The 24,895-nt window shown below is 65.3% G+C and carries 22 protein-coding genes; 8 read left to right on the plus strand and 14 right to left on the minus strand.

Annotation, left to right across the window (positions count from 1 at the left end; genetic code table 11):
- The first annotated feature begins 6 nt into the window (after positions 1–6).
- From DW352_RS20800 to DW352_RS20815, 4 genes are all read left to right on the plus strand, one after another.
- On the plus strand, positions 7–504 hold the full coding sequence (locus DW352_RS20800; RefSeq protein ID WP_115693127.1) for a FixH family protein: 498 nt from the start codon (positions 7–9) through the stop codon (positions 502–504).
- Positions 505–612: 108 nt separating this feature from the next.
- Positions 613–2,865 carry a heavy metal translocating P-type ATPase gene (locus DW352_RS20805; RefSeq protein ID WP_115693128.1) on the plus strand — a complete coding sequence of 751 codons (2,253 nt, stop codon included), beginning with the start codon at positions 613–615 and terminating at the stop codon, positions 2,863–2,865.
- The gene (ccoS, locus tag DW352_RS20810; protein ID WP_115693129.1) at positions 2,862–3,053 is read left to right on the plus strand and encodes a cbb3-type cytochrome oxidase assembly protein CcoS; all 192 of its coding nucleotides are present in this window, start codon (positions 2,862–2,864) and stop codon (positions 3,051–3,053) included. The genes DW352_RS20805 and ccoS overlap by 4 nt, the downstream gene beginning before the upstream one ends.
- A gap of 133 nt (positions 3,054–3,186) precedes the next feature.
- Positions 3,187–4,242 carry a YeiH family protein gene (locus DW352_RS20815; protein ID WP_245434202.1) on the plus strand — a complete coding sequence of 352 codons (1,056 nt, stop codon included), beginning with the start codon at positions 3,187–3,189 and terminating at the stop codon, positions 4,240–4,242.
- A gap of 127 nt (positions 4,243–4,369) precedes the next feature.
- On the opposite strand, the gene DW352_RS20820 is transcribed toward DW352_RS20815, so the two are convergent.
- Positions 4,370–4,864 (minus strand): cupin domain-containing protein, encoded by a 495-nt coding sequence (locus DW352_RS20820; RefSeq protein ID WP_115693131.1) that lies wholly within the window; start codon positions 4,862–4,864, stop codon positions 4,370–4,372.
- A 35-nt stretch (positions 4,865–4,899) separates the two neighbouring features.
- Here DW352_RS20820 and DW352_RS20825 point away from each other — a divergent pair, with 35 nt between their 5' ends.
- On the plus strand, positions 4,900–5,397 hold the full coding sequence (locus DW352_RS20825) for a YaiI/YqxD family protein (RefSeq protein WP_245434203.1): 498 nt from the start codon (positions 4,900–4,902) through the stop codon (positions 5,395–5,397).
- A 75-nt stretch (positions 5,398–5,472) separates the two neighbouring features.
- Here DW352_RS20825 and DW352_RS20830 read toward each other — a convergent pair whose 3' ends face one another.
- The 12 genes from DW352_RS20830 to DW352_RS20890 all read right to left on the minus strand — a co-directional run bounded on the left by DW352_RS20830 (position 5,473) and on the right by DW352_RS20890 (position 17,717).
- Positions 5,473–6,171 (minus strand): orotate phosphoribosyltransferase, encoded by a 699-nt coding sequence (locus DW352_RS20830; protein ID WP_115693132.1) that lies wholly within the window; start codon positions 6,169–6,171, stop codon positions 5,473–5,475.
- A gap of 200 nt (positions 6,172–6,371) precedes the next feature.
- On the minus strand, positions 6,372–7,286 hold the full coding sequence (locus DW352_RS20835; RefSeq protein WP_210209867.1) for a polysaccharide deacetylase family protein: 915 nt from the start codon (positions 7,284–7,286) through the stop codon (positions 6,372–6,374).
- Between the two features lie 191 nt (positions 7,287–7,477).
- Entirely contained in the window at positions 7,478–7,765 is a 288-nt protein-coding gene (locus DW352_RS20840; RefSeq protein WP_210209868.1) for a GIY-YIG nuclease family protein, read from the minus strand.
- A gap of 81 nt (positions 7,766–7,846) precedes the next feature.
- Positions 7,847–8,731 carry a polysaccharide deacetylase family protein gene (locus tag DW352_RS20845; RefSeq protein ID WP_115693133.1) on the minus strand — a complete coding sequence of 295 codons (885 nt, stop codon included), beginning with the start codon at positions 8,729–8,731 and terminating at the stop codon, positions 7,847–7,849.
- A gap of 48 nt (positions 8,732–8,779) precedes the next feature.
- A complete protein-coding gene (locus tag DW352_RS20850; protein WP_115693134.1) occupies positions 8,780–9,499 on the minus strand; it encodes an ABC transporter ATP-binding protein in 720 nt (239 codons plus the stop codon).
- Positions 9,492–10,286, minus strand: coding sequence for an ABC transporter ATP-binding protein (locus DW352_RS20855; protein WP_115693135.1), 795 nt, complete (start codon positions 10,284–10,286; stop codon positions 9,492–9,494). The genes DW352_RS20850 and DW352_RS20855 overlap by 8 nt, the downstream gene beginning before the upstream one ends.
- Complete coding sequence (locus DW352_RS20860) at positions 10,283–11,263, minus strand: branched-chain amino acid ABC transporter permease (RefSeq protein WP_115693136.1); 981 nt, start codon at positions 11,261–11,263, stop codon at positions 10,283–10,285. The genes DW352_RS20855 and DW352_RS20860 overlap by 4 nt, the downstream gene beginning before the upstream one ends.
- Positions 11,264–11,381: 118 nt before the next feature.
- Entirely contained in the window at positions 11,382–12,245 is an 864-nt protein-coding gene (locus tag DW352_RS20865) for a branched-chain amino acid ABC transporter permease (RefSeq protein WP_115693137.1), read from the minus strand.
- Between the two features lie 236 nt (positions 12,246–12,481).
- Entirely contained in the window at positions 12,482–13,651 is a 1,170-nt protein-coding gene (locus DW352_RS20870; RefSeq protein ID WP_115693138.1) for an ABC transporter substrate-binding protein, read from the minus strand.
- 326 nt (positions 13,652–13,977) lie between these two features.
- Complete coding sequence (locus DW352_RS20875; RefSeq protein ID WP_162827098.1) at positions 13,978–14,847, minus strand: ABC transporter substrate-binding protein; 870 nt, start codon at positions 14,845–14,847, stop codon at positions 13,978–13,980.
- Positions 14,848–15,031: 184 nt separating this feature from the next.
- Positions 15,032–15,817, minus strand: a complete 786-nt coding sequence (locus tag DW352_RS20880; RefSeq protein WP_115693140.1) for a FadR/GntR family transcriptional regulator — start codon at positions 15,815–15,817, stop codon at positions 15,032–15,034.
- A 733-nt stretch (positions 15,818–16,550) separates the two neighbouring features.
- Positions 16,551–17,717 (minus strand): cobalamin-independent methionine synthase II family protein, encoded by a 1,167-nt coding sequence (locus DW352_RS20890; protein ID WP_115694530.1) that lies wholly within the window; start codon positions 17,715–17,717, stop codon positions 16,551–16,553.
- A gap of 173 nt (positions 17,718–17,890) precedes the next feature.
- On the opposite strand from DW352_RS20890, the gene DW352_RS20895 reads away from it, so the two are divergent.
- Together DW352_RS20895 and DW352_RS20900 are read left to right on the plus strand one after the other, a co-directional pair.
- Positions 17,891–19,441, plus strand: coding sequence for a benzoate-CoA ligase family protein (locus DW352_RS20895; RefSeq protein WP_210210024.1), 1,551 nt, complete (start codon positions 17,891–17,893; stop codon positions 19,439–19,441).
- A 128-nt stretch (positions 19,442–19,569) separates the two neighbouring features.
- On the plus strand, positions 19,570–20,367 hold the full coding sequence (locus DW352_RS20900) for an alpha/beta fold hydrolase (RefSeq protein ID WP_115693143.1): 798 nt from the start codon (positions 19,570–19,572) through the stop codon (positions 20,365–20,367).
- 181 nt (positions 20,368–20,548) lie between these two features.
- On the opposite strand, the gene DW352_RS20905 is transcribed toward DW352_RS20900, so the two are convergent.
- Positions 20,549–21,760, minus strand: a complete 1,212-nt coding sequence (locus tag DW352_RS20905) for a pyridoxal-phosphate-dependent aminotransferase family protein (RefSeq protein ID WP_115693144.1) — start codon at positions 21,758–21,760, stop codon at positions 20,549–20,551.
- Positions 21,761–21,945: 185 nt separating this feature from the next.
- On the opposite strand from DW352_RS20905, the gene DW352_RS20910 reads away from it, so the two are divergent.
- Positions 21,946–24,885 carry an FAD-binding and (Fe-S)-binding domain-containing protein gene (locus DW352_RS20910; RefSeq protein ID WP_115693145.1) on the plus strand — a complete coding sequence of 980 codons (2,940 nt, stop codon included), beginning with the start codon at positions 21,946–21,948 and terminating at the stop codon, positions 24,883–24,885.
- Positions 24,886–24,895 lie beyond the last annotated feature (10 nt).

The raw sequence follows: 24,895 nt of genomic DNA on the forward strand, positions 1-24,895 counted from the left end.
ACGACGATGATTGCTTCCGTCAAAAAGCCGCGCGAAGTGACCGGCCGAGCCGTTCTTGTCTGGCTCGTGTGCTTCTTCGGCGTCGTGTTCGTCGTCAACGGCGTGATGATCAAGGCGGCCACGTCGACCTTCGGCGGCGTCGAGACCGCGAGCTCGTACAAAGCCGGGTTGATGTTCAAGCAGGAGATCGCCGCCGCCGAGCAACAGGACGAGCGGCATTGGAAGATCGACGGCACGCTCAAGCGCAACGGCGCCGGCGAAGCGGTGCTCGACTTCACCGCGCGCGACGCGTCCGGCGCGCCGCTCACGGGCCTGACGGCGGACGCGACGCTGGTGCATCCGGCGGATGCGCGGCTCGACCACGCCATCAAGGTCGACCGTGTCGGCGCCGGCCGCTTCCACGGTGAATCCGCGGCGCCGCGCGGACAGTGGGAGTTGCTGGTCGATCTCTATCGCGACGGCGACCGCGTGTTCCGCTCGCGCAGCCGCGTGTCGCTGCAATAGGGCGAGCCATGCAGGACATCGGTACCTTCACCGCTCGTCCCCGCGCAAGCGGGGACCCAGCGCTGGATTCCCGCTTGCGCGGGAATGAGCGGAGTTCCGGGTGACGTCATGAGCGACACCCTCGACCTCTCGCTCTACGCCAAGCCGGACGAGGACGGCACGCTCGGCGTCGATCTGGCCATCGACGGCATCACTTGCGCTGCCTGCATCAACCGCATCGAAGGCGCCGTCCGCCAGCTCCCCGGCGTCAAGGATGTGCGGCTGAACTACACCAATCGCCGTCTGCATGTGGCGTGGGAAGAAGGCGCGTCGGCGCCGGCGCAGATTCTGCCGGCGCTGGAAAGCCGAGGTTATCACGGCCATCCCTTCGTGCCGCAACGCGCCGAGCAGGAAGAAGCCGACGAAGCGCGCAAGCTCACGCGTTGCCTCGGCGTCGCCGGCTTCGCGGCGATGAATGTGATGCTGTTGTCGGTGTCGGTGTGGTCCGGCAACGTCACCGACATCACGCCGGAGACGCGCGACTTCTTTCATTGGGCGTCGGCGCTGATCGCGCTGCCGGCGGCGGCGTATGCCGGCCGGCCGTTCTTTGCCAGCGCCTGGCGCGCGCTGAAGGCGCGCACCACCAACATGGACGTGCCGATCTCGATCGGCGTCATCCTGGCGCTCGGCATGTCGGTGGTCGAGACCGCGAACCACGCCAAGGAAGCCTATTTCGACTCGGCGTTGATGCTGCTGTTCTTTCTGCTGGTCGGCCGCACGCTCGACCACACGATGCGACGCAAGACACGCGCGGTCGCCGGCAATCTCGCGGCGCTGCGCGCCGATACGGCGCATCGTTTTGACGGCGACGAGGTCGTCAGCGTGCCGGTGTCGGTGCTCAAGCCGGACGACCGCCTTCTCGTGCGCGCCGGCGAGCGCGTGCCCGCCGATGGCGTCGTCGTCAGCGGCGTATCCGAGATCGACGACAGCCTGATCACCGGTGAAACCATGCGCCGCAAGGTGGCGACCGGTGCGATCGTCTACGCCGGCAGCATGAATTACGCCGGCGCGCTGACGCTGAAGGTGACCGCGGCGGGCGGCAACGCGCTCATCGACGACATCGAGAAGCTGCTCGACAAAGCCGCCAGTGCCAAGTCGAAGGCGATGCGGCTCGCCGATCGCGCCGCGCGTGTCTACGCGCCGGTCGTGCATCTCACCGCCGCGCTCACCTGCATCGGCTGGCTCATCGCCGGCGCTTCGACGCATGACGCGATCATCACCGCCATCGCCGTGCTCATCATTACATGTCCTTGCGCGTTGGCGCTGGCGGTGCCGGCCGTGCAGGTGGTGACGTCGGGGGCCTTGTTCCGCGCCGGCGTGATGCTGAACGCAGGCGATGCCATCGAGCGCCTGGCCGAGGTCGATACGGTCATCTTCGACAAGACCGGCACGCTGACCTTGCCGGAGCCGCGCGTCGCCAACGCATCGATGCTTGATCCGGCCCTGTTGCAGATGGCCGCGCGGCTCGCGCTGTCCAGCCGTCATCCGCTGGCGATGGCGCTGGCGCGCGAGGCCTCGCCCTCCATGCCCTATGACGGTGCGATCGAGGAGCCCGGGCGCGGTGTGCGCGTGGTCATCGATGGCGTCGAAGCGCGGCTCGGCAGCGCCGAGTTTTGCGGACTTGCTCACACTCCGGTCATTCCCGCGCAAGCGGGAATCCAGAGCCAAGAACGGCACCTTACAGGTTCGTTGCCCTGGGTCCCCGCTTCCGCGGGGACGAGCGGAGCAGAGGATGGCAACTCATTCATCTGCTTCGTCCATGGCGCGCAGTCGGCGGTGATTGCCATCGCGCAGCAGCTGCGTCCCGACGCGGTCGAGGTCGTGGCGGCCTTGCGCGCCCGCGCGCTCGATCTGCGTATCCTGTCCGGCGATCGCAGTGAGGCGGTGGCGCCGGTCGCCGCCGCGCTCGGCATTGAGCATTGGCAGGGTGCCTTGAAGCCGGCGGACAAGATCGCCGTCATCGAAGAGCTCAAGCGTCAGGGGCGCAAAGTGCTGATGGTCGGCGACGGCCTCAATGATGCGCCATCGCTCGCCGCGGCGCATGTGTCGCTGTCGCCGATCTCCGCCGCCGATCTGACGCAAGCGCAGGCCGATGCCGTGTTCCTTGGCGAGCGGCTGCAGCCGGTGGTCGACACGCTGATCGTGTCGCGCCGCGCGCGGCGGCTGATGACCGAGAACCTCATCCTCGCGGTAGTCTACAACCTCATCGCAGTGCCGATTGCCATCGCCGGCCTGGTGACGCCGCTGATCGCCGCCTTGGCGATGTCCGGCTCCTCACTCCTGGTGACGCTGAACGCTTTACGCGGGGGCAAGAGCGCATGAACGTTCTCGTCTATCTCGTGCCGATGGCGCTGGGCCTGGGCCTCGCCGGCCTGTTCGGCTTCCTGTGGGCGCTCAAGAGCGGGCAATACAACGACATCGAGGGCGCCGCTTTGCGTGTGCTCTCGGATGACGATCTGGAGAGCGATCCGCCTCCTATGCGCGGCGAGAGCAACAGGGTTTCCCGATAGGGCCTATTGGCCGGAAAAGCTTGGCCCCGGGCGGCTTCGTGATAGAAAATCCTTCCCCGCCCGCCGCCGCGGCGGCCGCGCGATGCGCGGTGCTGCCGGCGTCCATCGCTCGCCGGCATCAGAGGAACTTTCCGTGGCCGCTCCGCTTCCCCAAACCGGCCGCCCGCTTGCCGGTACGTTTGTCGATTATCTGCCGGGCGTGCTGTTGTCGGCCATCGTCGCTGTCGCCGGCTATCTTGCCGCTCCCTATGTGGCGCGGGTGGTGCCGATCCCCAGCATGGTGATCGCGCTCATCGTCGGCATCGCCCACAATCCCATCGCCGCGCGGCCAACGACGCAACCCGGCATGGCCTTCTGCGTGCGCACGGTGCTGCGCTGGGCGGTCGCACTGTTGGGCCTGCGCGTCGCGCTCGCCGATATCGCGGCGCTCGGCCTCGGCACTGCGGTGCTCATCATCGTTGCGATGGCGGCGACCATCGCTTCCGGTTTCCTGTTCGCGCGCTGGTACGGCCGCACGCCGGGCTTCGGCGCGCTCGTGGGCGTCGGCACGGCGGTGTGCGGCGCCTCGGCGACGCTCGCCACCTCGACGGTGGTGCCGGACTATCCCGGCAAGCAGGCCGACGTCGCCTTCGTCGTCGTTGCCGTCAATGCGCTGGCGACCTTGGGCATGCTGGCCTATCCGCCGCTGTGCCTGCTGTTCGGCTTCGACGCGCAGGACACCGGCGTGATGTTGGGCGGCACCATCCACGACGTCGCGCAGGTCGTGGGCGCCGGTTACGCGGTGTCGGACACGGTCGGCAACAGCGCGGTGATCGTGAAGCTGTTCCGCGTCTTTCTGTTGCTGCCGGTGGTGCTTGCGGTCGGCTGGTATTTGACGCGCCAGGGCATGCGTCACGGCGAAGCGCGCGTGCCGGTGCCGGTGTTCGCCATCGTGTTTCTCATTCTGTGCCTGATCAACAGCGCGGTGCCGTTCGTGCCGCCGCTCGCGCCGCTCTACGCGCCGGTGAAGAGCGTGCTGGTCGAGGCGTCGAACTGGGGCCTGCTGCTGGCCATTGGCGCGCTCGGTCTCGGGACGTCGGTGAAGACCATCATCGGTCTCGGCTGGCGCCACATCACGACGGTGGTGGCGTCGACGGCGGTGATCCTGGTGATCGTCACCGGCGGGCTGTTGCTGATGCGGGCCCTTTGACCCGTCATCCTGAGGTGCGAGCGCGAAGCGCGAGCCTCGAAGGATGAACGGCCGGGGCCGTCGCCCTTCGAGGCCCGCCTACGGCGGGCGCCTCAGGGTGACGGGTCAAAGTCTGAATGCGGCTCGCTTACTTCTCCAGCATCACCGTATCGAAATCGGCCGGCAGCACGATCTCGAGCAGCTCGCAATCGTCGGAATAGCCGAGCACGGTGTGCTTGATCTTCGGCGGCTGGATCCAGCACGAGCCGGCGGTGAAGGTGTGCACGCCTTCGCCTTCGAACTCCGTCTTGTACCAGCCCTTCAGCACATAGATCATCTGGAAGTCGACGTCGTGATAATGCGGCGTGGCGACGTCTTCGGGCCGGTAGGGCGGGATCATGCGGATGACATGCGCCTGCACCATGCCGCCGGTGGCCGGCGCGATGCCGAGGTCGCGGTACTTCGCATAGGTGCGCAGCCCCTGATCGAAGTCCTCCTCGCGGTGGTGGCTCACCGCGAACTTCTGCTTCGGCCGCTTCTTGGCCCGGGTCTTGGCCTTCACCGCGTGCCGGACGCTTGTCTTGCTGGCCTTGCGGGCGGGCGGTTTGCGCTGCGCCTGGACTTTTTTCCGGCTCTTGGCCATTGATCCCTCCGGTTTCCGGAAAGGATTGGAACACGGTGGCGGACAGCTTGGAAGGCCCTGAAGGCGCGCAAATCCGCATCTTTGTCGATGCCGATGCCTGCCCGGTGAAACCGGAGGTCTACCGGGTGGCGGAGCGCTACGGCCTCAAGGTGTTCGTCGTCGCCAACGCCTTCATGCAGGTGCCGCGCGGCGGGCTGATCGAACTGGTCGTGGTGGCGGCCGGGCCCGACGTCGCCGACGACTGGATCGCCGAGCGGGCCGGCGCGAGCGACGTCGTCATCACCGCCGACGTGCCGCTGGCGGCGCGTGCCTTCCGCAACGGCGCCAGCGTAATCAGCCCGACCGGCAAGGTGTTCGACGACGACTCCATCCACATGGCGGTGGCGACGCGCAACCTGCTCACCGACCTGCGGTCGGCGGGCGCCGCGACGCGCGGTCCGCCGCCGCTGTCGCGGCAGGATCTGTCGCGGTTTCTCTCGGCGCTGGATTTGGCGATCGTGCGGTTGAAGCGGAAGTTGGAAGGCAAGGCGTAGTCACCAACTCCGCTCATTCCCGCGAAAGCGGGAATCCAGCACTGGGTCCCCGCTTTCGCGGGGACGAGCGGAAGACTAATCCGCTGCTTCGGCGACACCGCCATTGGCCTTCGACCAGCCCGCGGGGTCGTTCATGAAGGTCTCGATTTCGTTGAGCAGCTTCGGGTCGTATTTGCCGCTCGCCTTGGCCACTGCCAGCACGTCCCACCACGTGGTGAGGTAGTGCAGCGTGACGCCGATATCGGCCAGGATTTTCCGGCCTTCCTTGTAGATGTCGTAGAAGAACAGCACTGAGCAGTGATCGCAGCTGCCGCCGGCCTCGCGGATCGCCTTGACGAAGTTCACCTTGCTGCGGCCGTCGGTGGCGAGGTCTTCGACCAGCAGCACGCGCTGGCCCGGCAGAAGCTGGCCCTCGATCTGCGAGCCGCGGCCGAAGCCCTTCGGCTTTTTGCGGATGTACTGCATCGGCACGTGCATGCGGTCGGCCACCCAGGCGGCGAAGGGGATGCCCGCGGTTTCGCCGCCCGCGGCGGCGTCGATGTTCTCGCGGCCGACGGCGCGGTCGATCGAGGCGATCTGGAAGTCGATCAGGGTCGAGCGCACGTCGGGGAAGGAAATCAGCCAGCGCGAGTCGTTGTAGACCGGGCTCGCCCAGCCGCTCGTGAAGATGAACGGCTTGTCCTCCATGAAGCGCACCGCGCCGGTCTCCAGGTACATGCGCGCCGTCAGCTCGGCGATGGTCTTCTTGTCGAGGTAGGTGGTGGGGGCGGTCATGCGCGCAGGCCTCTCGGTCGTCATGGCCGGGCTTGTCCCGGCCATCCACGTGTTGCTCGGGGGCATGCATAGAAGGCGTGGATGCCCGGCACAAGGCCGGGCATGACGGCGTTTGTGGAAGCCACCCCCAAACTCCGCTCATTCCCGCGACAGCGGGAATCCAGCGCTGGGTCCCCGCTTTCGCGGGGACGAGCGGTCCACTAGGCGGGCGCTTTCGGCCCGGCCTTCTTGAACCAGTCGGCGATCTGCGAGCCCGACCAGAACAGCACGTCCTTCTGCTTGCGGATCTTCTCGAAGATCTTGCGGAAATACTTCGCGCGGTGCGGCGCGCCCATGATGTAGGGATGCACCGAAATCGCCATCACCCGCGCCGAGCCGAGCCCCTTGGCGTCGCGATAGAGCTGCTCGAACTGATCCATCGCCCGCTCGTAGAACTCGTTCGCCTTGTGATGCTGGATCAGCATCATGGCGACGTCGTTGCATTCCTGCGTGTAGGGAATGTTGAGGATCGGCTTGCCGCGTGTCTTCAGCCACACCGGCTGGTCGTCGAGCACCCAGTCGGCGACATAGTCGTAGCCTTCCTCGGCGAGGATGTCGGGCGTCTCCCAGGTCTCGGTGAGGCCGGGTCCCAGCCAGCCGCGCGGCTTCGTGCCGGTGGCCTTCTCGATCACCGCCGCGCTCTTCTTGATGTCGGCGCGCTCGTTCTCGACCTTCTGCATGTTGCGCTGGGTGTAGCCGTGGCCGACGAATTCCCATTTGCGCTCGACGCAGGCTTGCACCAGTTCCGGCATCGCCTCGACGGCCGTGCCGTTGATGTTCATCACGCCGGGAATCTTGAAGTCGTCGTAGACCTGCAGCAAGCGCCAGAAGCCGACGCGGTTGCCGTATTCGTGCCAGCACCAGTTCGGAATGTCCGGCATCGGCGAGCCGCCCGCGGGCGGCGTCAGCACCGTGCGTGGCATGGTCTGCGTCGGGTCCCACTCTTCGACATTGGTGACGGTCCACACGACCATCTTCGCGTTGCCCGGCAGCTTGAGCGGCTTGCGCGAGACGATGGGCGAATAGGTGATGCGATCGCCCGGCAGCATGCCGACTTTGGGCTTGGTGTATTTCATAGATGGCGTTTCCCTTTGTTATCGTTTTAAAGCGGCACCCCATTCTCCGTTCATCCCCGCGCAAGCGGGGATCCAGAGCCGAATAGCATTTGGGAACTTATGACCCTGGGTCCCCGCTTTCGCGGGGACGAACGAAAGGGGGGCGGCGCGTCACACACCGTTCGTTCCCGCGTAAGCGGGAACCCAGTTCTTTACCGGGTAATCTCGCTCCACAAATCTCGCCAAACTGGATTCGCCTTTTCGATCAGCTCCAACTTCCAAATGCGATTCCATTTCTTCATCTGGCGTTCTCTCGTCAGGGCCGCCTCTCGAGTCTCGTGAATTTCATACCAAACGAGGGTTTTGACCGCATGCTCTTTGGTGAATCCGTCAATGACGCCATTGCGGTGCTGCCAAACTCGTTTCACGAGATCGTCGGTCGCGCCGATATAGAGCGTGCCGTTCCGCTTGCTGGCGAGCATGTAAACATAGAACGCCACGTCCGTCTCTCCTGGGTCCCCATCGCACTGTAACGGCAGACATCGGGTAAACCCGATGTCTGCGCGCGGGGACGAACGGAGTTATGTCTTCGCGACGCCCTTGTACCAATCGAGAATCTGCTCGCCGTTCCAATGCAGCACGCCTTCGTGGCCGTTCGCGTAGTCGTAGATCTGCTCGAGATATTTGATCCGGTGCGGCTGGCCGCTGATGTAGGGATGGATCGCCAGCGCGACGAACTTTGCGCGGTGCTCGCTCTCCTGATAGAGCCGGTCGAACTGGTCCTTCACCATCTGCAGCAGGTAATCGCTGTTGTGGTGCTGGATGATCATCACCGGGATGTCGTTGGTCTCGATGGTGTAGGGCAAGGTCACCAACGGCCCGTTGGTGGTGCGGATCACCGTCGGCTCGTCGTCGTAGACCCAGTCGCCGATGTATTTGACGCCGGCCGCCGTCAGCAGGTCCGGCGTCTCCAGCGTCTGCGTCAGGCCGGGCCCGAGCCAGCCGACCGGACGCTTGCCGGTGAACTTCTCCATCATGTCCATCGACCGGTTGATCATGCCGGCCTGATCGGCCTCCTTGTGGATCGGGCCCTGCTCATAGGCGTGGCCCATGAACTCCCAGCCGGCGTCGCGCGCTTCTTCCGCCACGCGGCGATAGTCTTCGATGATGCGCGCATTGGCCGACAAAGTTGGGCGAATGCCGAGCCGCTTGTACAGCTCGAAGAAGCGCCAGCAGCCGACGCGCATGCCGTATTCGTGGAAGCCCCAATGCACGACGTCCGGCAGCATCGGCGCGCCGGTCGGCGCCGGCAGCAGTTGCCGCGCCATCGGCTTGCCGACGTCCCATACCTCGTAGTTGACGATGGTCCAGAACACGATGCGCGCCTTGCCCGGCAGCTTGAGCGGCGGGCGGTCGACGATGGCGGAAAAGTCGGCGCGCTGGTTGGGGATCATCGGAGCAGACATGAAAACCTCTACGTCGTTACGGACTGTTCCGGCACGACGGAAAGTGTCTCACGGCGTCGCGGCGACGCGCAAGCCGACAAGCCGCTCGAGCGTGGCTGTGTCCTTGGCGAGCACCTCTGCGCGCGCCGCATGGGCCACGGCGCCGCGCTCCAGGACGAGGGCGTCGGCCGTCAATTCGAGCGCGATCTCGGTGTGCTGTTCAACCAGGATGATCGCGATCTTGCGCTGGTCGAGCAGCATGCGCATGGCCGCGATCAGTTCGTCGACGATGACCGGCGCGAGGCCCTCGCAGGGCTCGTCGAGCAGCAGCAGCGCCGGATTGGTCATCAGCGCGCGGGCGATCGCCAGCATCTGCTGTTCGCCGCCCGAAAGCTGGTTGCCCATGTTGCGGCGGCGCTCGTTCAGACGCGGGAACATCTTGAACACGGCCTCGAGATCCCAGGCGCCCGGGCGCGCGGCCACCGTGAGGTTTTCCTCCACGGAAAGCGACGGGAAGATCTCGCGCTCCTGCGCCACCCAGCCGATGCCCATGGTCGCGCGCTTGTGCGGCGGCACGCGCGAGATGTCCTTGCCGCGCCAGCGCACGCGGCCGCCGCGCATCTGCGTGTAGCCCATGATCGTCATCAGCGTCGTCGACTTGCCGACACCGTTGCGGCCGAGCAGGGCGAGGCTGCCATGCTCCGGCAGTTCGAACGAGACGCCGTGCAGCACGACGGCGTCGCCGTAGCCCGCGGTGACCTTTTCGAGCGTGAGCAGCGGTTCAGCCATGATGACGCTTGCCCAGATAAACTTCGCGTACGCCTGGATCGGCGGCGATCTCGGCCGGCGTGCCTTGCGTGAACACCGCCCCCGCGACCAGCACGATGATGCGCGTCGCGAAACGGAACACGATGTGCATGTCGTGTTCGATGAACAGTACGGTCAAGTCGTCCGACAGGCCGGCGACCACCTCGAAGATGTCCCCGGACTCTTCCTGCGGCACGCCCGCCGCCGGTTCGTCGAGCAGCAGCACCTTCGGCTGCGTGGCAAGCGCCAGCGCGATCTCCAGGAGCCGCTGGCGGCCATAGGGCAACTCGCGCGTCGTCTGATAGCAGACGTCGCCGAGCTTGAGCTTTTCGAGGATGCCGTAGGCCTCCTCGATCGCGTCCTTATTGACCGCGATGTTCTGCCAGAAACGATTGGCGATGCCGCGCCGTTCGCAGACGGCGAGCGTCACGGCTTCGAGCGGATTGAGGCCGGCGAACAAGGTGTTGATCTGGAAGGTGCGGGCGAGGCCGCGTTTGACGCGGTCCTGCGGCGCGAGCGCGGTGATGTCCTCGCCGCCGAGCGTGATCGCGCCGGCGTCGGGCTGCTGCAATCCGGTGATCAGATTGATCAGCGTCGTCTTGCCGGCGCCGTTCGGGCCGATCAGCGCATAGCGGGCGCCGACAGGAAGATCGATCGCGATGTCGCGCGCGACCGGCAACGAGCCGAAGGCTTTTTGCAGGCCCTTTGTCGATAAAGCGGTCGCGCCTTTAGCGATCGCGTCTTGCCCTTCAAGCGCGTAGGCCGTCATTTGCGCCTCCAGCGGGCGGCGATCTTCGACAGTCCGCCGACAATGCCGTTCGGCAGGAACATCACGACGACGACGAGCAGCACGCCGATCCAGAAGTACCAGTATTGCGGCGCGATGCCGGAGAACTGGTCGCGCGCGATCATGAAGATCACCGAGCCGACGAGGCCGCCATAGAGCCGCCCGGCGCCGCCGAGCACCAGCATCACCAGCACGTCGGCGGAACGTTGGAAGCTGATCGATTCCAGCGACACGGTTTCGGTGGTCTGCGCCAGCAGCGCGCCGGCGATGCCGGCGATGAAAGCGGCGATGGTATAGGCCTTGCGGATATGCGCCTGGCTGGCGGCGCCGATCGCCGGCATGCGCGTCCAGTTCTCGCGAATGCCGCGCAGCGCCAGGCCGAAGGGCGAATTGGTGATACGGCGCACGGCGAGGAACAGCACGAACAAGGTCGCCAACGCATAGCCGTAAGCGGTGTAGCCGTAGAGGTCGAACTTGAACAGGCCGAGCACCGGCCAGATCGATACGCCTTGCAGACCGTCCGAGCCGCCGGTGAGCCAATGCGCGCGGTTGGCCGCTTCGTGCAACAGCAAGCCGAGGCCGAGCGTGATCATGATCAGCGTGAGATGGCGGAAGCGCGCGACGATGAAGCTCGACGCGTAACCGACAAGGCCGGCGAGCGTCGCCGCGACCAGCAGGCCGGTGAGCGGCTCGCCCCAGACGAACTTCGAGAAGATGCCGGCGGTGTAGGCGCCGACGCCGAAGAAGGCGGCGTGGCCGAGCGAGACGACGCCGGCGTAACCCAGGATCAGGTCGAGCGACAGCGCGAACAGCGCCGCGATGGCGATCTGGCTCGCCAGCGACAGGTAATCGGGAAACAGGAAGAACGGCAGCAGCGTCGCCAGCCAGAACACGATCTCGACCGGCCGCCAGCGCGACTGCGATTGCAGATAGAGTTGCGGGGACACAGGTACGCTCATTTGACTCATTGGCGGCGACCCTTGCTCCGTTCATTCCCGCGAAAGCGGGAATCCAGCGCTGGGTCCCCGCTTTCGCGGGGACGAACGGAGTATGCTGCGAATGCGGTGCTCATAATGCTCACCGCTTGCCGAACAGGCCGGCCGGCTTCCACATCAGCACGACCACCATGACGAGATAGATGAGGAAGGCGCCCAGTTCCGGCGCGTAATACTTGCCGGCGATGTCGGACACGCCGATCAGGCAGGCGGCGGCGAAGGAGCCGGCGATTGACCCCAGGCCGCCGACCGACACGATGATCAGCACATAGACGAGATACGTGAACGAGAACGAGGGATCGAGGCCGACGATCTCGATCGCCAGCGCGCCGCCCAAACCGGCAAGGCCGGAGCCGAGCGCGAAGGTCGCGGCGAAGGTGCGGTCGACGTCGATGCCGAGGCCGCGCGCCATGCGCTGGTTGTCGACCGCCGCGCGCACCTGGGCGCCGAAGCGCGTGTATTCGAGGCCGGCGATGAGCAGCAGCGTCACGACGATCGCGACGCCGATCAGGAACAGCCGGTAATTGCCGAGCGCGAGGCCGAGGAACGGCGTGGAGCCGCGCAGGTATTCGGGCGCCTGGATCGGCTGTTGCAGCGTGCCGAAGATGTAGGCCGCGACCGCGACGGAGATGAAGGCGAAGCCGATGGTGAGCAGCACCTGATCGAGATCGGAGGCGCGGTAGAGCTTGCGGTAGAACACGCGCTCCAGCACGACGCTCGCCAAGGCGGCGGCGACGAAGGCGGCGGGCAATGTGGCGAGAAACGGCCAATGGAAGTCGTTCACCAAAGTCACGGTGACGTAGCCGCCGAGCATGGCGAAGGCGCAGTGCGCCAGATTGACGAAGTTCATCAGCCCGAGCGTCACCGACAAGCCGACCGACAGCACGAACAGCAGCATGCCGTAGGCCAGACCGTCGAACAGGACGCCGAAGAAGGGAGGGAGCATCGAATATCCGGTAGTTGAGTTCGGTCTGTGGTCCGCTTGTGCGTTTTCTAGGTCATTCCGGGGCGCGAGCGTAGCTCGCGAACCCGGAATCCAGAAGAGCGGTAAGGCCTTCGTTTGGGCTGGATTCCGGGTCCGGCGCTGGCGCGCCGTCCCGGAATGACTGCTTTAGATACAACAGATGGGGCGACCATCACAGTCGCCCCATCCGGTAGCGGACGCCGTCCTGGAACGAGCGCTTACTTGTGCGTCGGGTCCTTCACGTCCTTGACCGTGTCGAACTCGACATTGACGATCTGGCCGCCGACCTTCTCGACCTTGCGGATATAGACGTTCTGCACGATGTCGCGCGTATCCGGATCGATCGAGACCGGGCCGCGCGGGCTCTCCCATTTCATGCCCTTGGCGGCGGCGATCAGCGAATCGCCGTCGGCCTTGCCGCCGGTCTTCTTCAGCGCCTCGTAGATGAGGTGCATGCCGTCATAGCCGCCGAGAGCGAAGAAGTCCGGGTTGCGCTTGAACTCGGCATTGAACGCCTTGACGAAGTCCTCGTTCATCTTGGACTTGTGGTTGTAGTCGTAGTGCCACGCCGACAGCCGGCCGAGCGCGAGATCGCCCAGCGCCTTAACCGCGGTCTCGTCGACCGGTTCGCCGGTCGAGAAGATCTTGATCTTGTTCGGGTCGATGCCGCGTTCGGCGAAAGCCTTGCCGATCGCGCCGGGCTGCGCGCCGCCGGGCACGAAGACGAAGATCGACTCGGGGTTGAGGTCCTTGGCGCGCTGCACGAAGGCGGAGAAATCCGGATTGGCAACCGGCATGCGCACGGAGCCGACGATCTCGCCGCCGGCCGCCTTGAACGCCTTCTGGAAGCCGGTCTCGGCGTCGATGCCCGGGCCGAAGTCCGACACCATCGTGTAGGCCTTCTTCACGCCGCCTTTGGTGGCGGCCCAGGTGCCGAGCGTTTCGGTGATCTGCGGCAGCGTCACCGAGACGCGTACAATGTACGGCGACTTCTCGGTGACCACCGAGGTCGCGGCGTTCATATTGACCAGCAGCTTCTTGGCTTCGGTCGCGACGCCGGCGGCGCCGAGCGCTTCCGGGGTCAGCGTGAAGCCGGCGAGGATGTCGGCCTTGTCGCGGACGATCAGTTCCTGCGCCAGGCGCTTGGCGACGTCCGGGTTCGGGCCGCCGGTATCCTTGCGGATGACTTCGATCTTCTTGCCGGCGACGGTGTCGCCGTGCTGCTTCATGTACAGCTTGATGCCGTTGTCGATCTGGTTGGCGGTGTCGGCGAACTGGCCCGAATAGGCGCTGATGATGCCGACCTTGACGGTGTCCTGCGCCGATGCGGTGGCGGAGACCAGCGTCGCCGCGGCGAGCGCGACGCCGGTGTAGAGTGCGCGGTTCATGTTTTTCCCTCCCGAGGATCCCGAACAGATACCCTTGAGGGCGGACAATGCCCGACCTTCCCCGCAAAGAAAAGCGTTCCGCGTCAATGCGCGGCATATTGCCGTGATTGGTCGACGCGGCGCGCCACCACTCTCGCGCGCGGCCGGTCAGCTCGGTTGGGCGTCCCACCGTTGTGCGGCGCACACGCTGGGCGCACGGTTGGTCGGCGTAGGGTGGGTTAGGCGCGGAGCGCCGTAACCCACCAGCGTCATGCGGCGTGGAGTCAGCCAGTGGGTTACGCGCCTTCGGCGCTAACCCACCCTACGCATTTCGCCGACGGAGTCGTTCAGCTCAACGACAGCGTCGCCCGCTCATATTGGCCCGCGCCCATCGCGCCCTCGGGGAAGATGCCGTGGGCGGCAATCCACTCGAACGACTCTTCGTAGACCTCCTTGGTGTAGGGCTCGAACACCAGACGTTCGCCCGGCCCCCAGCGCCGCGTGTCCATCTTGGCGTGGAAGCGGTCGGGGAATTCGTTCTTGTAGTAGTGCGTGTAAAGTTCCGGCCGCAGGTCGATGTCGCGTTGGGCGCGCCGCAGGGCGCGGAAGAACTTGCGAAGGTCTTCCGCGTCGGGATTGCCGTGGATCATCGTGCCGATCATGAAGGTGGCGTCGATCACTTTGCGGTAACCGAGCTGCTCGGCGAAATAATACGGCCCGTTGAACAGATGCACCGCCGGCGCCGAGCCTTCGAACAAGTGCTCCATGCGCTTGAACAGCATGCCGGTCTCGTAGCGCAGATTGATCTCTTCCGGCTTCAGATACTGCTCGAGCGCCTGCACCGTCGCGTAGTGGCTGCCGGACTGGTAGCCGACGGAGATCGGCACGCCGGCGAGATCGGCCGGCGTCTTGATCGGCGAATCGGGGGCGACGAAGATGCCCGCGGTCGCGACCGAATAGACATCGGTCAGCATGCGGCCGTGGCCGTTCGAGGCGGCGACGTTCACGGTCCAGTGGCAGGCGCAGGAGACGTTCGCCGTGCGGCCTTCCTCGAAGGATTGGAAAGCGCCCTTCGAGCCTTTGTCGTGCTGCTTGCCGTCGGTCGAGCGCATCAGCTCGCGGAACTCGTAGTCGAGTCCTTCATCGACGAAGTACCCCTTCTCGTCCGCCACCCATTCCTGCAGGCGGAAATGCGGTTCGATGATGAACTTGGCCATGGTCGTTTCTCCCTTTCTGATTCTTTGTCGCTTGCTCAAGCCTATCTCCGTCATCCTGAGGTGGCCGCGTAGCGGCCCTCGAAGGATGAACGGCCAAGACCTTGACGAATTGGCCGTCGCCCTTCGAGGCTCGCTTTGCTCGCACCTCAGGGTGACGGAGCTGGCTCAATGCACGTTGGTCTTCTCAACAACACCGCCCCTCTTCGGAGGCTTCATGCGACCCATGCTCGGCGACGCGCCGGGCACGGATCATCTTGACGTGGTCGTCCATCAGCGCGCGCGCCGCGGCGGCGTCGCGCATCTCGATGAGATCGACGAGCTTTGAATGAATCTCGATGATGTGCCGCGCCAGCTTCGGCGTCGCGGTGACGTTGCGGCGCGGCCACGACACGTGTTCGAGCGAGACGAGCTGCACGACCAGCACGCGATTGTGCGAGGCCTCGGCGACCGCGAGATGGAAGTCGCGCGACAGCCGGGTGAACGTGTCGAGATCGTCCATCGCCGCTTCGGCTTCGGCGAGCAGGCGGCGCAACGTCACGATGTCTTCGGCCGTTGCGTGTTCGGCGGCAAGCTCCGCACCGAGCGCTTCAATCGCGCGCTGCGCATCCATGATCTCGGGCACGGTGACGCCGGTGAGATCGAGCTGCACCGCCAAAGCCTCGGCGAACAGCCGCGGATTGCCCGCCGCGATGCGGGCGCCGCCGCCTTTGCCCATGCGAATCTCGACGATGCCGAGCGCCTCGAGCGTGCGCAGCGCGTCGCGCGCGACGATGCGGCTGGTGCCGAAGCGGGCGGCGAGGTCCTTTTCGGTGCCGAGGAAGTCGCCGGGCTTGAGCTCCTTGGCGAAAAGCTGGTCGCGCACCTCGGCGACGATCTGCGCCGAGAGCGAGGACGAGCGGCCGGCAAACATGATGCGCGCGGTCAATTTGCCGCTCATCGTCACCGGTTGGCGCTGCGCCTTCAGGGGCATGGGGCGTCCTCGCGTGCGAGGGGAAGTATGGCACCGGCTATAAAATAGTAAAGATACTATCTTTTATAGTACAATATACCTAGGTCTATTGACGCCTGTACCGCGAAAAGATTATAGTCCTTGCGCTTCGTTAGGGCCCTGGCGTCATCTAGAGGCGCCGCGGGCTCTAACGGGGCCGGCGCGTCGACAATGCGCGCCGTTGGTGGAGCGCCGGGAGGCGCAGCGCCCGGGCGGCAGGCCTCGCAAACCTGCCGCATGAGGCGCGCGCGCCTCGAAGCAGGCTTCGTAACCCTGCTTCGTCATTCGGCGCGCGGCGGGCCCGATCGCAAGGGCTCCGCCAAAAGGGGTCTCGCAAACCCCTTGGCGCCTCCCGGCGCTCCATTCCCTTCGGGGAAAAGGAAAAAGGGACATCGGCCTACCCGGGGCCGTCAAAGAATGCGGGCGGCGGAGCGTTGGCTTGCGCGCCGAAACCCCGGCGAATGCGCGCTGTTTGAAATTTTGAAGCGAAGAGATCGGGAGCGACGCCACACACGCGGCGTCATGCCCGGGCTTGACCCGGGCATCCATGATGACGCGCCACGAAGATGAGCCGTACTTCTAACTTACTTGTGGGATGGCCTCGTGGATTGCCGGGTCATAAGGGCGTTCACGCCCGTCTGCGACGGGCTATGCCCGGCAATGACCGCGTGGAGACGCGCGGCTCGCGCCGCGCTCCTCACCATGAGGGACCGGCTCACGCCGCGTTCTTCTTGCCCCAGATGCGGGCCGAGGCGATGTCGGCGCCTTCGCGCAGCGATTTGAGCTTCAGCCACACCACCGGCTCGATCACCCATTCGCGCTTGGTGAAGGTGCCGAAGCCGCAATCGGTCGAGGCGATCACGCGCTCGCGCTCGCCGACGGCCGCGACGGCTTCCTCGATACGGCGCGCCACCACTTCCGGATGCTCGACGAAGTTCGAGGTCGTCTCGATCACGCCCGGCACGAGCAGCATGTGCTTGGGCAGCGGATGTTTCTTGAACGCCGCGTATTCGTGCGCGTGGCGCGGATTGGAGAACTCGATCGACAGCGCGCCGACCTTGGCCTGGTAGAGCGCCGGCAGGATCTTCTCGAGCGGGATGTCGTGGATGTGCGGGCCTTCCCAATTGCCGTAGCACACATGCAGCCGCACGCGATCGGCGGGAATGCCTTCGATGCCGTCGTTGATCGCCTGAATATGACGCTCGACCGCGCCGATGAACTGCGCATCCGACAGGTCGCGGTACATCATCGTGCGGTCCATCGCGAGATCGGGCGCGTCGATCTGCAGGATCAGGCCGGCCTTATGAATCTCGTGATACTCGTGCTTCATCTCGCGCGAGAGCGCCGACAGGTATTTGTCCTGCGAGCCGTAATAGGCGTCCAGCATCGTCGAGGAGATGATGCCGGGCGACGCCGCTGTCATGAAGCATTCCGAGAAGCGGCTGCCGGCGATCTTCTTGAAGCGCGCGATCTCGTCCTGCAGCGGCTTGATGTCGCGATACTTCAACTCGCTCTGGCACTGCGGCGCGTTGGTCTGCTTGCTCATATGCGGGAAGCGCCGCTGCAGGTTGGCGACGAGTTCGGGGAAGTCGTCGAATTCCTTGCCGCGACGCCGGTTCGACACGCCGCCGAAGCCTTCCATGCGCTGCGGCACGTAGGTCTGGAAGCCGACACGCTGCTGCTCGCCGTCATTGCCGACATCGATGCCGGCGTTCGCCTGCTGGTCGACGACGTGCTGGACGGCCTTGTCGAGTTCGGCCGCCATGACTTTGGTGTCGTAGTTTTCGCCGGCCTCGCGGCGGATCAGCAGCTCGGACAAGGTCTCGTTGCGCGGCAGGCTGCCGACATGCGTGGTCAGGATGCGGTCTCGGCTGTAAATCATCGTAAACTCCCTAGGCAGTGTTTTGTTTTTCGCCGCGCGCGGCACGAGCAACATCGGAAATATAAATCGAATTGCTGCGCAAGGCCTCTTTGGCATAATAACCGCAATCCGGGGAGGAACAAAAAATGACTGCTGCCGACACGCGCGCGGCGCCATCGAGCGCGGCCCCTGCGATGGGCTCGGTCCCACGCCTTTACAATTTCGCCGCCAACGTCCTGGAGAACAACCTGCGCGGGGGCCGCGCGGGCAAGCCGGCCTATATCGACGTCCGTGGCGCGACCACCTATGGCCAATTGGCCGAACGGGTTGCGCGGTTTGGCGCCGCCTTGCGCGGTTTGGGCGTGCGCCGCGAGGAGCGCGTGCTGATGGCCATGCTCGATACCGTCGACTGGCCGACGGCGTTCCTCGGCTGCCTCAAGGCCGGCATTATTGCGGTGCCGGTGAACACGCTACTCACCGAAGACGATTACCGCTACATGCTCGCCGACAGCCGCGCGCGCTGCCTGGTGGTATCGGAAGCGCTATTTCCGAAGTTCGAGAAGATCATCGCCGAGAGCCCCGATCTCGAACACGTCATTGTCGCGGGCGATAATCCGCATGGCTATCGCCTGTTCGACGATCTCATCGGTGCCGTGGAAGCTGAAGACGTTACGGCGCCGACGACCGCCGATGACATTGCCTTCTGGCTCTATACGTCGGGCTCGACCGGCGCGCCGAAGGGCGCGGTGCATGTGCACGGCAGCCTGAAGCTGACGGCCGATCTCTACGGCACGCCGGTCGCCGGCGTGACGGAAAGCGATGTCGTGCACTCGGTGGCGAAGTTGTTCTTCGCCTACGGTCTCGGCAATGGCATGACTTTCCCGCTCACCGCCGGCGCGACGGTCGTGCTCAACGCCGATCGGCCGACGCCGGACGGCGTTGCCGCGCTGCTGCGCCGGCATCCGATCACGATGTTCTTCGCGGTGCCGACGTTCTATGCCGGCTTCCTTGCCAGCGCGAATGCGCCAACGAAGTCCGAGGTGCAAATCCGCCGCTGCGTTTCCGCCGGCGAAGCCTTGCCGGAAGGCATCGCGCGCGCCTGGGCCGAGCGCTATGGCGTCGAGATTTCCGACGGTCTCGGCACGACCGAGATGCTGCACATCTTCCTCACCAACCGTCCCGGCGCGACCAAGTACGGCACCACGGGCAAGGCCGTGCCCGGCTACGAACTGCGGCTCGTGGGCGAAGACGGCAACGAGGTGCCGCAAGGTGAGATGGGCGAGTTGCAGGTGCGCGGCCCGACCTCGGCAATCATGTATTGGAACAACCGCGAGAAGTCGCGTTCGACCTTCATGGGTGAGTGGACGCGCTCCGGCGACAAATACATCCAGGACGATGACGGCTACTACATCTGCTGCGGCCGCGGCGACGATATGCTGAAGGTGTCGGGCATCTATGTCTCGCCGTTCGAGGTCGAGTCGGCGCTTGCCTCGCATCCGGAGGTGTTGGAGGCGGCGGTGGTCGGCTGGTTCGACGAGCAGCGGCTGATCAAGCCGAAGGCCTTCGTGGTGCTGAAGATGCCGGACAAGGCGACCGAAGAGCTGATCGGCTCTCTGCAGGAGCACGTGAAGCAGAAGCTCGCGCCATACAAATACCCGCGCTGGATCGAGTTCCGCATCGAGCTGCCGAAGACGGCGACGGGGAAGATCCAGCGGTTCAAGCTGCGCGCGGAAGGGATGATGTAGACTGGCGACCACCTCTCTCCGTCATCCTGAGGTGGCCGCGCGTAGCGCGGCCCTCGAAGGATGATCGGCCGTCACCCTTCGAGGCTCGCTTCGCTCGCACCTCAGGATGACGGGTCAAAGGCAATGCAATGAACTTACAAGATACCGGCTTCCTCAGCATCGGCGACCAGCAGATCGAGTATCGCTTCCTCGGGCCACAGCCCGATCAAGCGCCGACCATCGTCATGCTGCACGAGGGCCTCGGCAGCGTCGGCTTGTGGAACGATTTTCCGGTCAAGCTGCAAGCCGCGACCGGCTGCGGCGTCTTCGTCTATTCGCGCTTCGGTTATGGTCAATCGAGCCCATGCGCGCTGCCGCGTCCGCTCGATTATATGACGCGCGAAGCCAAGGGCGTGCTGCCGGCGATCCTCGACCAGATCGGCTTCAGGCACGGTTTGCTGCTCGGCCACAGCGACGGCGCGTCGATCGCCGCGATCTATGCCGGCAGTCATCAGGATCACCGTCTCGGCGGCATCGTGTTGATCGCGCCGCATTTCTTCACCGAGGATGTGTCGATCGCCTCGATTGCCGAAGCGAAGAAAGCCTACGAGACGACCGATCTGCGGGCGCGGCTCGGCAAATGGCACGCCCATGTCGATTGCGCCTTCCGCGGTTGGAACGATGCCTGGCTCGATCCCGGTTTCCGCAACTGGGACATCACCGAGTATCTCGCCTTCATCCGCGTGCCGGTCCTGATCGTGCAGGGCGAGGACGACCAGTACGGCACGGTGAAGCAGCTCGAGGTGGCGCAGCAGGAGTGCTATTGCCCGGTCGAACTGGCGCTGATCAAAGGCGCCAAGCATACGCCGCAGCGCGAGCAACCCGAGGTGACGTTGAAGACCATCGGCGACTTCGTGGCGCATGTGTTGGAGGCGGAGAGGGCTTAGGCGTCAAACTCCGTTCGTTCCCGCGTAAGCGGGAACCCAGGGGCCGCAAGCAAAGTGCTGGGTCCCCGCTTTCGCGGGGACGAGCGGAGAAGGGGCTGCTGTGCTTCCAAAAACAAAAATGGCCGGGACATTGCCCGGCCATTTCAATTTCAATCGTTCGCTTCCGACGCTCGCGGAAACCTTACTCCGCCGCGGCCTTCTTGGCGCCGCCGCCGTGCGCGGTGGTGAGGTAATCCACCGCCGCCTGCACGCCGCCCTTCTTGATCGGCACGCCGGCAAGCTGCAGCGCCATCTCGGTGATGCCCAGCGCGCCGACGAGCGTGCCGTCATTGATATCGGCGAGATGGCCGATGCGGAAATACTTGCCCGCATAAGCGCCGAAGCTTGCGCCGTAGGAGATGTTGAACGTCTCCAACGCCAGTGCGCGGAACTTGTCGGCGTCATGGCCTTCCGGCAGCATCACCGCGGTGATGGTCGGCGAATACTGATCGGCGTTCTTGTTGAGGTTCTCGAGGCCCCAAGCCGCGACGGCGCGGCGGGTTGCTTCGCCCAGCCGCGCGTGGCGGGCGAACACGTTCTCGAGGCCCTCTTCGTGCAGCATCTCGATGCCGACGACGAGGCCCTGCAACATCTGCGTCGCCGGCGTGTAGGGGAAGAAGCCGACCTTGTTCATGTTCAGCATGTCGTCCCAGGCGAAGAACGACTTCGGCAGCTTCGAGGTCTTGTTGGCGGCGAGCGCTTTGTCCGACACGGCGTTGAACGACATGCCGGGCGGCAGCATCAGGCCCTTCTGCGCGCCGCCGACCGAGACGTCGACGCCCCATTCGTCGTGGCGATAGTCGGCCGAGGCGAGCGACGAGATGGTGTCGACCATCAGCAGCGCGGGATGGCTGGCGGCGTCGATCGCCTTGCGGATGTCGGCGATCGGCGTCAGTGCGCCGGTCGAGGTTTCGTTGTGCAGGACGCAGACGGCCTTGATCTCTTTGTTCTTGTCCTCGCGCAGGCGCTTTTCGATCAGGCTAGGATCTGCGCCATGGCGCCAATCGGTCGAGATAAACTCGGGCACGAGGCCGATGCGCTCGGCCATCTTCTTCCAGAGCGTCGCGAACTGGCCGGTCTCCAGCATCAATACTTTGTCGCCGGGTGAAAGAGTATTGGTGAGCGCCGACTCCCACGCGCCGGTGCCGGTCGCGGTGTAGATGATCACCGGGTTGGTGGTCTTGAAGATCGTCTTGATGCCGTCGAGGCACTTCTTGGCGAGCTTGGCGAATTCGGGACCGCGGTGGTCGATGATCGGCGCGGAGATCGCGCGCTGCACGCGGTCTGGTACCGTGGTCGGTCCCGGAATCTGGAGAAAGTGACGTCCAACCGGACGCGAGGAATTCTGAGCCATAGCAACGCTCCTGAGACGCGGCTTGCGAAGAAATGCGAGAGTGACACCACCGAGCCGGTCCCGGCCGTTTGGGGAGCGGCGCTTGCTGGGTTGAACTATGAATGTAACAGTGTGGTCAAGCGTTTTCCCACGTCAGAAAAACCGTTGATGCATAGGCAGAATTGTTCAAACCGAGGGGGGCTTCGGTGGCGTCTCTGAGGCCCGGCTTGGAGCGGCGATTGAAGGCGGAATTGACCGGCGATGTCCGGTTCGATCGCTTTACCCGCGGTCGCTACGCCACCGACGCGTCCCACTATCAGATCGTGCCCATCGGGGTGGTTGCGCCGAAGACCGTCGAGGAGGCCGCCCGGGCCATCGCCTTGGCGCGGGACGAGGGCGTGACGGTATTGCCCCGCGGCGGCGGCACCTCGCAGTGCGGGCAGACGGTTAACGATTCCCTGGTCGTCGACTGCTCCAAGTATCTCACCGGCATCCTCGACCTCGACCTGCAGCGGCGGCGTGTCACCGTCGAGCCCGGCATCGTGCTCGACGAGCTGAACCGCCAGCTCAAAGCGCACGGGTTGTGGTTTCCGGTCGACATCTCGACCTCGTCGCGGGCCACCATCGGCGGCATGGCCGCGAACAATTCCTGCGGCGGCCGTTCGCTGCGCTACGGCACCATGCGCGACAACGTCGTGTCGATCGATGCGATCCTCGCCGACGGCACGCGCGCTCACTTCGGGCCGGTCGGCGGCAGCCTTGCCGATGTGCCGGCCGCGTTACGCCCGCTCGCCAAGGATCTGCTGGCCCTCGGCGCGCGCGAGCAGGGCGAGATCGAGTTGCGCTTCCCCAAAGTGCAGCGCCGCGTCGGCGGCTACAATCTCGACGCGCTGGTGCCGGGCAAGAACGACGTCAATCTCGCGCATATCCTCGTCGGCTCGGAAGGCACGCTCGGCTTCTCGACCCGGATCGAATTGAAGCTGTCGCCGCTGCTCGGTCGCCGCGCCGTCGGCGCCGTGCATTTCGGCAGCTTCTACGAGGCGATGAATGCCGCACAATATCTCGTGCGCTTGAAGCCGATCGCCGTCGAACTCATCGACCGCACCATGATCGAACTCGCGCGCGAGATTCCGCTCTTCCGGCCGACGCTCGATCAGTTCGTGCGCGAGACGCCCGAGGCGATCCTGCTGGTGGAGTTCGGCGAGGACGACCACGATGTGAATCTGCGCCTGATGCGCCAGTTGAAAGAACTGGTCGGCGATCTCGGCTTTGCCTGGGACAAGTCGGGCGCCAAATGGGGCGGCGTGGTCGAGGTGCTGGATCCGGCGCTGCAGGCCGCGATCACCGAGGTCCGCACCAGCGGCCTCAACATCATGATGTCGATGAAGGACGAGGGTAAGCCTGTATCCTTCGTCGAGGACTGCGCGGTGCCGCTGGAGCACCTGGCCGACTACACCAGCCGCCTGACGCAGGTGTTCGAGAAGCACGGCACGCGCGGCACCTGGTATGCGCATGCCGGTTCCGGCTGCCTGCATGTACGGCCGATCCTCAATCTCCGGCAGGAGAAGGATGTGCGCGCCATGCGCGCGATCGCCGAAGAGGCGTTCGCCATGGTGCGCGCATACAAGGGCTCGCATTCCGGCGAGCACGGCGACGGCATCGTGCGCTCCGAATTCAACGAGCCGATGTTTGGTTCGAAGCTGGCGCGCGCCTTCGAGGAGGTGAAAGACCGCTTCGACCCGAACGGCCTCTACAATCCGGGCAAGGTCGTGCGCCCGCCCAAGTTCGACGACCGCTCGCTGTTTCGCTTCAAGCCGGACTATCGCGGCCTCGACATCAAGACCGAATTGGATTGGTCGGCCTATCCCGGCGCCGGTGGCGGTTTCCAGGGCGCCGTCGAGATGTGCAACAACAACGGCGCCTGCCGCAAGCTCGCCGGCGGTGCCATGTGTCCGTCTTATCGCGTCACCAAGGACGAGCGCGATGTCACGCGCGGCCGCGCCAATACTTTGCGGCTCGCCGTTACCGGTCAGCTCGGACCCGACGCGCTGGCGTCGGACGAGATGGCTGAGACGTTGTCGCTGTGCGTCTCGTGCAAGGCATGCCGGCGCGAATGTCCGACCGGCGTCGATATGGCGCGCATGAAGCTTGAGGTGCTGGCGGCGCGGGTGGTGCGCAAAGGCCTGTCGCTGCGCGACCGGCTGATCGGCTATCTGCCGCGCTACGCGCCGTTCGCCGCGCGCCATCCTTATTTGTTCAACCTGCGCAACGGCAGCGCGCTCCTGCGCGGCCTGGCGCAGATCGTCACCGGCTTCTCGGCCAAGCGCCGGCTGCCGGCATGGCGCAAGGACATCTATGCCGATCCGCCATCGCCCGGTTTCGACGGCGCCCCGGGCCGCGAGGTCGTGCTGTTCGCCGACACCTTCAACCGCTATTTCGAGCGCGAGAATCTCGACGCCGCGCTCAAGGTGCTGACCGCGGGCGGTTATCGCGTGCATGCGGCGGTGCCGGCCGACGGCGATAAGCGCCCGCTGTGCTGCGGCCGCACCTTCCTGTCCGCCGGCCTGATCGACGAGGCGCGGCAGGAGATGCGGCGCACGCTCGCCGCGCTGTTGCCGTACATCCAGCGCGGCGTGCCGGTGGTCGGCCTCGAGCCGAGCTGCCTGTTCACGTTCCGCGACGAGTTGCCGGCGGTGCTGAAGGAGGAGGGCGTCAATGTGCTCGCCGCCAGCACCTTCCTCCTCGAGGAGTTCATCGCCCGCGAGCAGAAGGCCGGCCGGCTCGCGCTGCCGCTCGCGCCGCTGCCCAAGAAGGCGCTGCTGCATGGCCATTGTCATCAGAAGTCGTTCGCGGCCATGGGCGCGGTCGAGGCGACGCTACGGCTGATCCCGGGGCTCGCGGTCGAGACCGTCGAATCGAGCTGCTGCGGCATGGCCGGCAGTTTCGGCTACGCGGCCGAGACCGCGGACATATCGCTCAAGATGGGTGAGCTGTCGCTGTTGCCCGCCGTGCGCAAGGCCGACGCCGAGACGATCGTGGTTGCCGACGGCACCTCGTGCCGCCATCAGATTCACGACGGCGCGGCGCGCGAAGCGCTGCATGTGGCGCGCGTCCTGGCGATGAGCCTGGAAACGACGCGCGCTTAGCCGCTTCTGG

Origin of the sequence: Pseudolabrys taiwanensis, assembly GCF_003367395.1 — a bacterium.
Taxonomy (GTDB): Bacteria; Pseudomonadota; Alphaproteobacteria; order Rhizobiales; family Xanthobacteraceae; genus Pseudolabrys; species Pseudolabrys taiwanensis.